The organism is Agrobacterium sp. LR_9 (assembly GCF_041954855.1).
Classification (GTDB): Bacteria; Pseudomonadota; Alphaproteobacteria; order Rhizobiales; family Rhizobiaceae; genus Agrobacterium; species Agrobacterium leguminum.
The window spans coordinates 140,722-154,936 of record NZ_JAVAYA010000006.1; the positions used below are offsets into that span (position 1 = coordinate 140,722).

9 protein-coding genes are annotated in these 14,215 nt (G+C 61.6%); 8 read left to right on the forward strand and 1 reads right to left on the reverse strand.

Translation table 11 applies throughout. The annotated features are described in order from the left end of the window. The first annotated feature begins 8 nt into the window (after nucleotides 1-8). Genes RAC79_RS09795 through RAC79_RS09815 form a run of 5 tightly spaced genes read left to right on the forward strand, consistent with a single transcriptional unit; the run spans nucleotide 9 to nucleotide 6,374 of the window. A complete protein-coding gene (locus RAC79_RS09795) occupies nucleotides 9-170 on the forward strand; it encodes a hypothetical protein (protein WP_162856846.1) in 162 nt (53 codons plus the stop codon). A gap of 44 nt (nucleotides 171-214) precedes the next feature. After that, the gene (gene kdpB, locus RAC79_RS09800; RefSeq protein ID WP_374996990.1) at nucleotides 215-2,299 is read left to right on the forward strand and encodes a potassium-transporting ATPase subunit KdpB; all 2,085 of its coding nucleotides are present in this window, start codon (nucleotides 215-217) and stop codon (nucleotides 2,297-2,299) included. Nucleotides 2,300-2,311: 12 nt separating this feature from the next. Beyond that, nucleotides 2,312-2,878: a potassium-transporting ATPase subunit KdpC gene (gene kdpC / locus RAC79_RS09805; protein WP_374996991.1), complete on the forward strand. Its 567-nt coding sequence runs from the start codon at nucleotides 2,312-2,314 to the stop codon at nucleotides 2,876-2,878. Nucleotides 2,879-2,933: 55 nt separating this feature from the next. Then, nucleotides 2,934-5,636, forward strand: coding sequence for a sensor histidine kinase KdpD (locus RAC79_RS09810; RefSeq protein WP_174040066.1), 2,703 nt, complete (start codon nucleotides 2,934-2,936; stop codon nucleotides 5,634-5,636). A gap of 48 nt (nucleotides 5,637-5,684) precedes the next feature. Continuing rightward, the gene (locus tag RAC79_RS09815; protein ID WP_078052059.1) at nucleotides 5,685-6,374 is read left to right on the forward strand and encodes a response regulator transcription factor; all 690 of its coding nucleotides are present in this window, start codon (nucleotides 5,685-5,687) and stop codon (nucleotides 6,372-6,374) included. Between the two features lie 30 nt (nucleotides 6,375-6,404). Here the strand turns inward: RAC79_RS09815 and RAC79_RS09820 are convergent, their stop codons facing one another. Then, on the reverse strand, nucleotides 6,405-7,457 hold the full coding sequence (locus RAC79_RS09820; protein WP_080857488.1) for a low specificity L-threonine aldolase: 1,053 nt from the start codon (nucleotides 7,455-7,457) through the stop codon (nucleotides 6,405-6,407). A 373-nt stretch (nucleotides 7,458-7,830) separates the two neighbouring features. On the opposite strand from RAC79_RS09820, the gene gltB reads away from it, so the two are divergent. The 3 genes from gltB to RAC79_RS09835 are packed head-to-tail and all read left to right on the forward strand — an operon-like array spanning nucleotide 7,831 to nucleotide 14,213. After that, the gene (gene gltB, locus RAC79_RS09825) at nucleotides 7,831-12,576 is read left to right on the forward strand and encodes a glutamate synthase large subunit (protein WP_065656529.1); all 4,746 of its coding nucleotides are present in this window, start codon (nucleotides 7,831-7,833) and stop codon (nucleotides 12,574-12,576) included. An 8-nt stretch (nucleotides 12,577-12,584) separates the two neighbouring features. Then, nucleotides 12,585-12,743 carry a hypothetical protein gene (locus RAC79_RS09830; protein WP_003519555.1) on the forward strand — a complete coding sequence of 53 codons (159 nt, stop codon included), beginning with the start codon at nucleotides 12,585-12,587 and terminating at the stop codon, nucleotides 12,741-12,743. Nucleotides 12,744-12,758: 15 nt separating this feature from the next. Then, entirely contained in the window at nucleotides 12,759-14,213 is a 1,455-nt protein-coding gene (locus RAC79_RS09835) for a glutamate synthase subunit beta (protein ID WP_065656528.1), read from the forward strand. Nucleotides 14,214-14,215 lie beyond the last annotated feature (2 nt).

Sequence of the window (14,215 nt, forward strand, 5' to 3'; positions counted from 1 at the left end):
GTGACACCATGAACGACAAGTCCCGAAATAACTGCATCGTCTCCGCTCGCAAAGGTGCTCCCGTCAAAGGCAGCGCCACGCCCGGCGGCTGGTGCGCTTCCAATCTCATTCTCGCGATGATGGCGACTCTCGTCGCCGCCGTTGTCGCTCTCGAAGTTATCACGGGCTGATCGACCTTTATCGGTCGCCCCGTTTCAAACGCTGGAGCCTCTTCATGAGCCAGTCCAAACAAGCGAGCATCCTCGATTCTCGCATTCTCGTGCCGGCCATTGCCGCCGCATTCAAAAAGCTCAACCCACGCACGCTGGCGCGCAACCCGGTCATGTTCGTGGTCGCGACGGTGTCAGTGCTGACAACGGTGCTGTTCATCCGCGACCTCATCATGGGCGGCACCAATCTTGGTTTCTCCTTCCAGATCAATCTCTGGCTCTGGTTCACCGTATTGTTCGCCAATTTCGCGGAAGCCGTCGCCGAAGGGCGCGGCAAGGCGCAGGCGGATTCACTGCGCCGGACCCGCACCGAAACCCAGGCGAAACTGCTCACCGGCGATGACCGCAGCCAGTACAAGATGGTGGCGGGTACCAGCCTGAAGGTGAACGATGTCGTTCTCGTCGAGGCGGGCGATATCATCCCCTCCGACGGCGAAGTCATCGAAGGTGTCGCCTCCGTCAACGAGGCGGCAATCACCGGCGAATCCGCCCCCGTCATCCGCGAATCCGGCGGTGATCGCTCGGCCGTTACCGGCGGCACGCAGGTGCTGTCGGACTGGATCAGGGTTCGCATCACCGCCGCCGCCGGTTCCACCTTCCTCGACCGGATGATTTCGCTGGTCGAAGGCGCTGAACGCCAGAAGACGCCGAACGAGATCGCGCTCAACATTCTGCTCGCGGGCATGACGCTGATCTTCGTGCTGGCCACCGCGACCATTCCAAGCTTCGCGGCCTATGCCGGCGGTTCGATCCCGATCATCGTGCTGGTGGCTCTGTTCGTAACGCTCATCCCGACTACCATCGGCGCGCTTCTGTCCGCCATCGGCATTGCCGGCATGGACAGACTGGTTCGTTTCAACGTGCTGGCCATGTCCGGCCGCGCCGTCGAGGCTGCCGGCGATGTCGATACGCTGCTGCTCGACAAGACCGGCACCATCACCCTCGGCAACCGGCAGGCGACCGAGTTTCGTCCCGTTGCCGGCGTTTCCGAGCAGGAACTGGCCGATGCGGCGCAGCTTGCCTCCCTGGCCGACGAAACGCCGGAAGGCCGTTCCATCGTGGTTCTCGCCAAGGAAAAATACGGCATCCGCGCCCGCGACATGCAGAAACTGCACGCGAATTTCGTACCATTCACCGCCCAGACCCGCATGAGCGGTGTCGATTTCGAAGGTTCCTCCATTCGCAAGGGTGCTGTCGACGCCGTTCTAGCCTACGTTAACGGTGGCGCTCCGCAACAGGGCAATGTGGCGCTTGCCGTCAAAACCGAAACGGACGCCGCACGCGGCATCCGGACAATTGCGGAAGAGATCGCCAAGACCGGCGGCACGCCGCTCGCCGTCGTGCGCGATGGCAAGCTGCTCGGCGTCGTGCAGCTGAAGGACATCGTCAAGGGCGGCATTCGCGAGCGTTTCGCAGAGCTTCGCCGCATGGGCATCCGCACGGTGATGATCACCGGCGACAACCCGATGACGGCGGCAGCGATTGCGGCCGAAGCCGGCGTCGATGATTTCCTTGCCCAGGCGACACCGGAAAACAAGCTGGAGCTTATCCGCGAGGAACAGGGCAAGGGCAAGCTCGTCGCCATGTGCGGTGACGGCACCAACGACGCGCCGGCGCTGGCGCAGGCCGATGTCGGCGTTGCCATGAACACCGGTACGGTGGCGGCACGCGAGGCGGGCAATATGGTCGATCTCGACAGCGATCCGACCAAGCTCATCGAGATCGTGAAAATCGGCAAGCAATTGCTGATGACGCGCGGCGCGCTGACGACGTTCTCCATCGCCAACGATATCGCCAAATATTTCGCCATTATCCCGGCAATGTTCCTGGCGCTCTATCCGCAGCTTGGCGTTCTGAATGTGATGGGGCTTTCGACACCGCAGAGCGCCATCCTGTCGGCCATCATCTTCAACGCGCTCATCATCATCGCGCTCATCCCGCTCTCGCTGAAGGGCGTCAAATATCGGCCGATCGGCGCGGGTGCGCTGCTGTCGCGCAATCTGGTCATCTATGGCCTCGGCGGCATCATCGTTCCCTTCATCGGCATCAAGGTCATCGACCTCGCCGTCACGGCGCTCGGTCTCGCCTGAGGAGTAAAGACAATGTTCAAACAGCTTCGTCCCGCACTGGTGCTCATCCTCGCCACCACCGCCATCACCGGCCTTGCCTATCCTCTGGGCATGACGGGTCTCGCGCAGGCGATCTTCCCTTTTCAGGCCAATGGCAGCCTCATCGAAAAGAATGGTGCTGTTGCAGGTTCGCAATTGATCGGGCAGTCCTTTGCCAGTGAGAAATATTTCCACGGCAGGCCATCGGCTGCCGGTGACGGTTACAATGCCGCTTCGTCGTCCGGCTCCAATCTCGGTCCGACGAGCGCCAAGCTTATCGACCGGGTGAAACAGGATTACGAGGCCGCAAAAGCCGAAAATCCGACGGCCGAGGTTCCGGTCGATCTGGTGACGGCCTCGGGCAGCGGCCTTGATCCGCATGTTTCGCCGGAGGCTGCTTATTTTCAGGTTCCCCGAGTCGCCAAAGCAAGGGGCGTGGATGAGGCATCCCTGCGTGCCATCGTGGAGCGCCATGTCGAAGGACCGGAACTCGGATTTATGGGAGAGCCGGTCGTGAATGTGCTGGCGCTCAACATGGCTCTTGACGCAGCCGGTTCATGAACTGAAATGGCTATGGCTTGTTCGCAAGCCATAGCCTCGACCACTGGTGGGTTAAATGCCTGACGACAATCGCGATATGCCGAGCCGACCGTCGCCCGATGCGCTGCTGGAAAACGCCCGGCGCGAGGCGCGTGGCCGGCTGAAGATTTTTTTGGGAGCAGCGCCCGGCGTCGGCAAGACCTATGAAATGCTGATGTCCGGCCGTGCGAAGCTGGCGGATGGGGTGGATGCCGTCATCGGCGTCGTGGAAACCCATGGCCGCCGGGAAACCGAAACGCTGGTGCAGGGTTTCGAGATCATCGCGCGCCGGCGTATCGATTATCGCGGTCAGGTGCTCGAAGAGATGGATCTCGATGCCATTCTCGCCCGCCGTCCCGCTCTGGTTCTGGTCGATGAACTGGCGCACACCAATGCCGCCGGCAGCCGCCACCCCAAGCGCTACATGGATGTTCAGGAAATTCTGGCGCAAGGCATCGACGTCTATACGACGCTGAACATCCAGCATGTCGAAAGCCTGAACGACGTCGTTGCGCAGATCACCCGCATCCGCGTTCGCGAAACGGTGCCCGACAGCATTATCGACCGGGCCGACGATGTCGAAATCATCGATATTACGCCAGACGATCTGATCAAGCGGCTGCAGGATGGCAAGGTTTACCTGCCCCGCACCGCCCGGCGCGCCATCGAGAATTATTTCTCGCGCGGCAATCTGACGGCGTTGCGAGAGCTTGCGCTGCGGCGCACCGCGCAACGGGTGGATGAGCAGTTGCTCAACCACATGCAGTCCCATGCCATTTCCGGCCCATGGGCGGCGGGCGACAGGGTTCTGGTTTGCCTGGACCACGGCGGCAATGGCCCGGGTCTGGTGCGTTATGCCCGCCGGCAGGCGGATCGTCTGCGTGCGCCCTGGACGGCGCTGCATCTCGATACGCCGCGTTCGCAGCAATTGTCGGAGGCGGAGAAGGACCGGCTGGCCGGCACGATGCGGCTTGCCCAGCAGCTTGGCGGCGAGACGGTGACCCTGCCGGCGCTCGACCTGACACGGGAGATCATCTCCTATGCCAACGCCAATAATTTCACCCACATCATCATCGGCCGCCCGCGAAAATCCTGGTGGCAGCGGATTTTTCAGCGCTCGCTGACGCATGATCTGATCGACCATGCGGGCGATATCAGCGTTCACGTCATTTCCGGCGATAAAAAAGAAGAGAAGCTGGGCCAGACCGCAAAGCCAGCCTCGGCGCAATCGCATGGTTCCATACGGCCTTATCTTAACAGCACCCTGTTCGTCGGTTTGGCGATCGTGGCCGGCATCGTGCTCGACCAGACGCTCGATGTCAGAAATCTGGCGCTCGTGTTCCTGATGGCGGTTCTCGCCGCCGCCGTGCGCGGCGGGCTGGGGCCAGCGCTTTATGCTTCCCTGCTCGGCGCTTTTGCATTCAATTTTTTCTTCCTTGAGCCGCGTTACACCCTGACCGTTCGCGATCCGGAAAGTGTCGTGGCGCTGCTGTTTTATCTCGGTGTGGCGCTTGTCGCCTCCAATCTTACCGCAGCCGTGCAACGGCAGGCCGCCGCCGCGCGGGCAAGGGCGCGGACGACGGAAGATTTATATCTGTTCTCGAAGAAGCTTTCGGTGACTGGAACGCTGGACGATGTCCTGTGGGCGGCCGCTTTCCAGATGGCCTCGATGCTGAAGGTGCGGATCGTTCTGCTTTTACCTGAAAATAATACGATCACGGTCAAGGCGGGATATCCGCCGGACGATACGCTGGTGGATGCCGATATTGCCGCCGCGCAATGGGCCTGGGAACATAACAAGGCGGCGGGCAGGGGCGCGGATACCCTTCCCGGCGCCAAACGGCTTTATCTGCCCCTGCGCACCGGCAGCGGCGCCGTCGGCGTGGTGGGGCTGGACGATGACCGGCTCGGCCCGCTTCTGACGCCCGAACAGCAGCGACTGTTCGATGCCCTGGCCGATCAGGCAGCACTTGCCATCGAGCGAATCCAGCTCGTCTCGGATGTCGACCGGGCAAGGCTTGCGGCGGAAACCGACCGGCTGCGCACCGCGCTGCTGACATCCATTTCCCATGATCTCAAGACGCCGCTTGCGGCCATTCTGGGCTCGGCGGGAACGTTGAAGGATTTCGCCGAGGACATCCCGCCGGATGCCCGCGCCGAACTGCTTTCGACGATCATCGAGGAATCCGAGCGGCTGAACCGCTTCATCTCCAATCTTCTTGATATGACGCGGATCGGGTCGGGAGCGATGGAGCCGAATTACGGTCTGCATTTCGTGGGCGATATGGTCGGAACCGCACTTTCGCGCGCAGCGAAAATCGTCGTCAGGCATGAGATCGTTCTGGATATTCCCTCCGACCTGCCGATGCTGAAGGTCGACCCCGTGCTTTTCGAACAGGTTCTGTTCAATCTCATCGACAATGCCGCCAAATACGCTCCCGAACACACAGCCATCGAGATTCGCGGTTGGCGGCAGGGCAAAAATATCTTCCTCTCCGTGGCCGATGCGGGGCCGGGTATTCCGCCCGACGATACGGAGCGGGTGTTTGACAGTTTCTACCGGGTGCGCAAGGCGGACCATGTGCAGGCCGGAACGGGCCTGGGGCTATCCATCTGCAAGGGGTTTATCGAGGCCATGGGTGGTTCGATCCGCGCGGAAAACAGGTCGGGCCGCACCGGTGCGCAGTTTACCGTCAGTCTGCCGGTTCCCGCCGATGCGCCGATGATAGACCATGATTAAGGCGCGATTGCCGGCGACAAGCAGCTATGCCGCTGAGGGAGATCGAGAATGACCAATTCCGCCGTTCGTATTCTGATCGTCGACGACGAACCGCCGATCCGCAAGCTTTTGCGCGTAGGGCTGTCGACCCAGGAATATGCGGTGAGCGAGGCGATGAATGCGAAGGTCGCCATGCAGCTGGTCAGTGAGGACAAGCCCGATCTCGTCGTTCTCGATCTCGGCCTGCCGGATATGTCGGGTCATGATCTTCTGGCGAAATGGCGCGGCGAAGGGCTGGCGCTGCCGGTCATCATTCTCTCCAGCCGCACGGATGAGGCGGGTATCGTCAGGGCGCTGGAACTGGGGGCGGATGACTATATCACCAAGCCTTTCGGCATGAACGAACTCGTCGCCCGCATCCGCGTCGCCCTGCGCCATCGTCTGCAAAGCCAGGGGGAGAGGCCGGTGTTCCAGACCGGAGATCTTTCCGTCGATCTGGTCCGGCGCATCGTCAAGGTGGAGGACCGGGAAGTGAAGCTCTCGCCCAAGGAGTATGACATTCTGCGGGTTCTGGTGCAGCATGCCGGCAAGGTGCTGACGCACCGTTTTCTGCTGGAGCATGTATGGGACGAACTGACCGATGTGCAATATTTGCGGGTCTATGTGCGCCAGCTTCGCCAGAAGATCGAAAAAATCCCGGATCAGCCGCGCTATATTCTGACGGAAACCGGGGTCGGTTACCGGCTGCAGGAGGTATGAGGGCGCCGCAAGGCGACGCCCTCCGATAGTTTAAACGGCAGCGCAGATCGACAGGAATTCGTCGACATCGGCCTCGGTCGTCGCAAAGCTGGTGACCATACGGATCAGCACTTCGTCCTTGCCGACCTTTTCCGGCATGTCGCGCGGCTCCAGCCAGTCATAGAACTTCGCACCCTTTGCCGTGGCGGCTTCTGCGGCAGCCTTCGGCAGAATGGCGAAAACTTCATTGGCCTGGGTCGGCCAAGCGAGGCGGGCGCTGTTCAGCGAGCCGAAGCCGGCGCGCAGCCGGTTGGCCATGGCATTGGCATGGCTTGCGAGACCGAGCCACAGGTCGTCCTGCAAATAGGCTTCGAATTGCGCGGCGATGAAACGCGATTTCGAGAAAAGTTGAGCGGTGCGCTTGCGCAGGAAGGAGAAATCCCGGGCGAGCGAAGGATCGAAAAACACGATTGCTTCCGCACACCAGCAGCCATTTTTCGTGCCGCCGAAAGACAGCACGTCGACGCCGCGTTTCCAGGTCATTTCGGCGGGCGTGGTGCCGAGGGCGGCCAGCGCATTGGCGAAACGCGCGCCATCCATATGCAGCGGCAGGCCGTTATCCTTGGCGATTTTGGCGATGGCGTCGATTTCATCGAGCGTGTAGACCGTGCCGGCCTCGGTCGCCTGCGTCATGGTGATGGCTGCGGCGCGGCCGTGATGCACGGCATCCTGCGGATAACGCGCAATGCGCTCGATGAGGTTCTCCGGCAGCATCTTGCCGTTCGGTCCCTCGACGGCGACCATGCGCATGCCGGAAAAGAAATCCGGCGCGCCGCATTCGTCCTCGATCACATGCGCTTCGGAGTGACAGAAGGTCAGGCCGCCGGCGCGGGCGATGCTGGCCAGCGAAAGCGAATTGGCCGCCGTGCCGGTGGCGACGAAAAACACCGCGACCTCGCGCTCGAAAATCTCGTTGAAGCGCTTTTCGATGGAGAGATCGAGTTCGCTGGTGCCGTAGGCGGCGGCAAAGCGCGTGGATTCCCGCGAAAGCCGTTCGTTGACGGCAGGGTGGGCGCCGGCCCAATTGTCTGAAGCAAAAAACATCTCTGAAGGCTTTCCGATGGCTGGGGTTCTGGTTTGGGAATGCGTGGCGCGATGAACGGCAAAGTTCTATGATCTAAGATTGCGATTGGCAAATCCGGCAATGAAAGCAATGGCTCCGCGGGTCTTGCGATAAGAAAGTTTCGCGCAATAGGTCAGTATCGAAACTTCGCTGCAAAATGGGGCTTTCACTAATTGGATTCGCACCCTTGCTAAATTCGCCTGTTTCTGCCAAAATCCTCTTGAATTGAGACAGCTTTGCTGTCCTAAATTTGGTCGAGCCGGATTGAATGCGGATTTTGCGGGAAGCGAAAATTCGTGGTCGAGCCGGATCTTCGCATGAAACCATGCAAGTAATTTTGCAGGAGGGACAAAAATGACGAACAAGCCGCAGGCGGAAATCGCCGCCGCCACCCTGACCACAGACTGTCCCACCGCGGCTGCGGCCGCACCCGTTTCTGCGAAAGCGCGTTTCGCGGGCGGTTTGCCGGAAAGGCAGGGTCTTTACGATCCGGCCAATGAACATGATGCCTGCGGCGTCGGCTTCGTTGCCCATATGAAGGGCGCCAAGTCGCACCAGATCGTCAAGGACGGCCTGTTCATCCTTGAAAACCTGACGCATCGCGGCGCCGTCGGCGCAGATCCGCTGATGGGCGATGGTGCTGGCATTCTCGTGCAGATTCCCGACCGCTTCTTCCGCGAGGAAATGGCCGCGCAGGGCGTTACCCTGCCGAAGGCCGGCGAATATGCCGTCGGCCACATCTTTATGCCGCGCGATCCTTCCCGCATCGAGCACTACAAGAAGGTCATCGTCGACGTCATCGGCGAAGAGGGGCAGCAGTTCCTTGGCTTCCGCGATGTGCCGGTCGACAATTCCTCGCTCTCCAAGGCGCCGGATATCGCAGCGACCGAACCGCACCACGTGCAGGTCTTCATCGGCGCCGGCCGCGATGCCGCGAGCAATGCCGATTTCGAGCGCAAGCTGTTCCTGATCCGCAAGGTACTGTCCAACCGCATCTATGACGAAGGCGGCGGCAAGGAAACGCAGGATTTCTATCCCGTTTCGCTGTCGTCTTCGACCATCGTCTACAAGGGCATGTTCCTCGCCTATCAGGTGGGCGCCTATTACAAGGATCTGGCCGATCCGCGCTTCGAATCCGCCGTCGCCCTCGTGCATCAGCGTTTTTCCACCAACACCTTCCCGTCCTGGAAGCTGGCGCACCCCTACCGCATGGTTGCCCATAACGGCGAAATCAACACGCTGCGCGGCAACGTCAACTGGATGGCGGCGCGTCAGGCGTCGGTTTCCTCCGTGCTGTTCGGCGACGATATCTCCAAGCTCTGGCCGATCTCCTATGAGGGCCAGTCGGATACCGCCTGCTTCGACAACGCGCTCGAATTCCTCGTGCGCGGCGGCTACTCCATGGCCCATGCCGTGATGATGCTGATCCCGGAGGCCTGGGCCGGCAACCAGTCCATGTCGGCCGAACGCAAGGCGTTCTACGAATATCACGCAGCGCTGATGGAGCCGTGGGACGGCCCGGCCGCCGTCGCCTTCACCGATGGCAAGCAGATCGGCGCAACGCTCGACCGCAACGGCCTGCGCCCCGCGCGTTACCTTGTCACCGATGACGACCGTATCATCATGGCGTCGGAAGCAGGCACGCTGCCGGTGCCGGAAGAGCGCATCGTCAAGAAGTGGCGCTTGCAGCCCGGCAAGATGCTGCTGATCGACATGGAAAAGGGCTCCATCGTTTCCGACGAGGAAGTCAAGCACGAGCTTGCCGCCAAGCACCCCTATCGCACCTGGCTCGACCGCACGCAGCTCATCCTCGAAGAGCTGAAGCCGGTTGAACCGCGCGCGCTGCGCCGCGACGTGTCGCTGCTCGACCGTCAGCAGGCCTTCGGCTACACCAGCGAAGATACCAAGCTCCTGATGTCGCCGATGGCGACGACCGGTCAGGAAGCCATCGGCTCGATGGGCACCGATACGCCGATCTCGGCCATGTCGGAAAAGTCGAAGCTGCTCTACACCTATTTCAAGCAGAACTTCGCGCAGGTGACCAACCCGCCGATCGACCCGATCCGCGAAGAGCTTGTCATGAGCCTCGTGTCCTTCATCGGTCCGCGCCCGAACATTCTCGACCATGAAGGTGCGGCCCGCGCCAAGCGTCTGGAAGTGCGCCAGCCGATCCTGACCAATGGCGATCTGGAAAAGATCCGCTCCATCGGCCACACGGAAGACCGTTTCGACACCAAGACGCTCGACTTCACCTATGATGTGGAGCGCGGCGCCGAAGGCATGCCTGAAATGCTCGACCGCCTGTGCGAGCGTGCGGAATCGGCCGTTCGCGGCGGTTACAACATCATCGTTCTTTCCGACCGCCAGCTCGGGCCGGACCGCATTGCGATCCCCGCCCTTCTGGCGACGGCCGCCGTGCACCATCACCTGATCCGCAAGGGTCTGCGCACCTCGGTCGGCCTCGTCGTGGAAACCGGTGAACCGCGCGAAATCCACCATTTCTGCCTGCTGGCCGGTTATGGTGCCGAGGCGATCAACCCCTATCTCGCCTTCGACACGCTGCTCGACATGCACAAGCACGGCGCCTTCCCGAAGGAAGTCTCCGACGATGAAGTGGTCTATCGCTACATCAAGGCGGTGGGTAAGGGCATCCTCAAGGTCATGTCCAAGATGGGCATTTCCACCTACCAGTCCTATTGCGGCGCACAGATCTTCGACGCCATCGGCCTTTCCTCGGAATTCGTCGAGAAGTATTTCTTCGGCACCGCCACCTCCATCGAAGGTGTCGGCCTGACGGAGATTGCCGAAGAAACCGTGGCACGTCACACAGCGGCCTTTGGCAAGGACCCGATCCTCGCCAACACGCTCGATATTGGCGGCGAATACGCCTATCGCATGCGCGGCGAAAGCCACGCCTGGACGCCGGATGCCGTCGCCTCGCTGCAGCACGCCGTGCGTGGCAACAGCCAGGATCGCTACCGCGAATTCGCCGGCATGGTGAATGAGACGGCGCTGCGCATGAACACCATTCGCGGCCTGTTCAAGGTCAAGTCGGCGGAAGCACTCGGTCGCAAGCCGGTCTCCATCGATGAGGTCGAGCCGGCGGCTGATATCGTCAAGCGGTTCTCGACCGGGGCGATGTCCTTCGGCTCGATCAGCCGCGAGGCGCATACCACGCTTGCGATTGCCATGAACCGTATCGGCGGCAAGTCCAACACGGGTGAGGGCGGCGAAGAATCCGACCGTTACATGCCGCTGTTGAACGGTAAGCCGAACCCGGAACGCTCCGCCATCAAGCAGATCGCTTCCGGACGTTTCGGCGTGACGACCGAATATCTCGTCAATGCCGATATGCTGCAGATCAAGGTGGCGCAGGGTGCCAAGCCCGGCGAAGGCGGCCAGCTGCCCGGCCATAAGGTGGATGCGACCGTTGCCAAGACGCGTCATTCGACGCCGGGCGTCGGCCTCATCTCGCCGCCGCCGCATCACGATATCTACTCCATCGAAGATCTGGCGCAGCTGATCTACGACCTGAAAAACGTCAACCCGGAAGCCGATGTTTCGGTGAAGCTGGTGTCTGAAGTGGGCGTCGGCACGGTTGCGGCCGGTGTCGCCAAGGCGCGCGCCGACCATATCACCGTTGCCGGTTTCGATGGCGGCACGGGCGCTTCGCCGCTCACCTCGCTGAAGCACGCCGGTTCCCCATGGGAAATCGGTCTTGCCGAAACCCAGCAGACGCTGGTGCTGAACGGTCTTCGCTCGCGCGTTGCCCTGCAGGTGGATGGCGGTCTGAAGACCGGCCGCGACGTCATCATCGGCGCGCTGCTCGGTGCGGATGAATTCGGCTTCGCCACCGCGCCGCTGATCGCGGCCGGCTGCATCATGATGCGCAAGTGCCATCTCAACACCTGCCCTGTCGGCGTTGCCACGCAGGACCCGGTTCTGCGCAAGCGCTTCAAGGGCACGCCGGAACACGTCATCAACTATTTCTTCTTCGTGGCCGAAGAAGTGCGCGAAATCCTCGCTTCGCTTGGCGTTACCAGGCTGGACGAGATCATCGGCGCTTCCGAGCTGCTGGAGAAGGATGAGATGCTGGCGCACTGGAAGGCCAAGGGGCTGGATTTCAGCCGCATCTTCCACAAGGTCGAAGCTCCGAAGGAAGCGACCTTCTGGACCGAGCGCCAGAAGCATCCGATCGATGACATTCTCGACCGCAAGCTGATCGAGAAGTCCCTGCCGTCGCTCGAAAACCGCGAGCCCGTGGTCTTCGAAGTGCCGATCAAGAACGTCGACCGTTCCGCCGGCGCCATGCTGTCGGGCGCGCTTGCCAAGCGCTGGGGTCACAAGGGCCTGAAGGACGACACGATCCACGTCACTCTCAAGGGAACGGCGGGCCAGTCCTTCGGCGCTTTCCTCGCCCGTGGCATCACCTTCGATCTGGTGGGTGACGGCAACGACTATGTCGGCAAGGGCCTTTCGGGTGGCCGCATCATCGTGCGTCCGCCGGAAAACACCCGTATCGTCGCGGAAAACTCGATCATCGTCGGTAATACCGTTCTTTACGGTGCGATCACCGGCGAGTGTTATTTCCGTGGCGTGGCTGGCGAGCGTTTCGCGGTGCGTAACTCCGGCGCGGTCGCGGTTGTCGAAGGTGTCGGCGACCACGGTTGCGAATATATGACCGGCGGCATCGTCGTCGTTCTCGGTGAAACGGGCCGTAACTTCGCGGCCGGCATGTCCGGCGGCGTGGCCTATGTTCTCGACGAGAAGGGTGATTTCGCCACCCGCTGCAACATGGCCATGGTCGAGCTGGAGCCGGTTCCGGAAGAGGACGACATGCTGGAGAAGCTGCACCATCACGGCGGCGACCTCATGCACAAGGGACGCGTGGACGTTTCCGAGGACATGACGCGCCACGACGAGGAGCGTCTCTACCAGCTGATCTCGAACCACTTCCATTACACGAACTCGTCGCGCGCCAAGGATATACTCGACCGCTGGAGCGAGTTCCGTCCGAAATTCCGCAAGGTCATGCCGGTCGAATACCGCCGTGCGCTTGAGGAAATGGAGCGCATGCGCATGGGCGTGGCGGCGGAGTAATCCCCCGCGTGAGGATACTACACCAACTGGTCTCGCTGATGATCGCGGTCGCCGTTCCCACGGCGATCACCTGGACGAGCGGCGAGACCGGATTTGAGTTCATCGTGCTGGGGGCGGCTTTTGGTTTCGCTTACTGGTACTGGGGCCCGACAGGCGCTCCGCTTTGATGTGAGGACATAAACGTGGGCAAGGTTACAGGTTTTCTGGAGATCGACCGGCAGGTGGGCAAGTATCAGCCCGCATCGGATCGTATTCGCCATTTCCGCGAATTCACCATTCCGATGTCGGATGCCGAGGTGCAGAAGCAGGCGGCGCGCTGCATGGATTGCGGCATTCCCTATTGTCACGGCCCGACGGGCTGTCCCGTGCACAACCAGATCCCCGACTGGAACGATCTGGTCTATAACAACAATTGGGAAGAGGCGATCCGCAACCTCCACTCCACCAACAACTTCCCGGAATTTACCGGCCGCGTCTGTCCCGCGCCTTGTGAGGAGGCTTGCACGCTGAATCTCGAGGATGCGCCGGTCGCCATCAAGACCGTCGAGCAGGCGATTGCCGACAAGGCCTATGAGTTGGGCTTCATCGTGCCGAAGCCTGCGACGATCCACACCGGCAAGAAGGTGGCCATCATCGGTTCCGGTCCTTCGGGCATGGCGGCTGCGCAGCAGCTCGGCCGCGCCGGCCACGAGGTCCATGTCTATGAGCGCGAATCCAAGCCCGGCGGCCTGTTGCGTTACGGCATCCCGGACTTCAAGATGGAGAAGAACTTCATCGACCGCCGTGTCGAGCAGATCAAGGGTGAAGGCGTCACCTTCCATTGCGGCGTCAATGTCGGCGTCGATGTGACGGTTGAGGCGCTTCTGGCCGACCACGATGCCGTGCTTTATTGCGGCGGTTCGGAAACCCCGCGCCCGGCCGGTATCGGTGGCGCCGATCTGCATGGCGTCTACGATGCCATGCCCTATCTCGTGCAGCAGAACCGCCGCGTCGGTCGCGAAAATATCGACAGCGTCGGCTGGCCGGCCGATCCGATTCTTGCCGGCGGCAAGCATGTCGTCGTTGTCGGCGGCGGCGATACCGCATCCGACTGCGTCGGTACGGCTTTCCGTCAGGGTGCGGTGAAGGTCACGCAGCTCGACATCCGCCCGATGCCGCCGGAAAAGGAAGACAAGCTGGCCGTCTGGCCCTTCTGGGCGACCAAGATGCGCACCTCGTCCTCGCAGGCCGAAGGCGCCATCCGCGAGTTCCAGGTGGCGACGCTCGAATTCGTCGGCGAAGACGGCGTGTTGACCGGCGTGAAGTGCTGTCAGGTGGATGACCGCCGCAAGCCGATTGCCGGCACGGAATTCATCATCAAGGCCGATCTCGCCTTCATCGCCATCGGCTTTTCCGGTCCCTTCACGGACAGCGTGCTGAAGGAAATGGAAGGCAAGCTGACGCTCAACACCGACCGTCGCGGCTCCACCAACGTGATCGCCAACGAAACGGACTACAAAACCTCGGTCGACAAGCTGTGGGCGGCGGGCGACGTACGCCGTGGCCAATCACTGGTGGTCTGGGCGATCCGCGAAGGCCGCCAGGCGGCGCGCGCGATCGATGAAGCGCTGATGGGTGCGACCGTTCTGCCGCGCTGAAC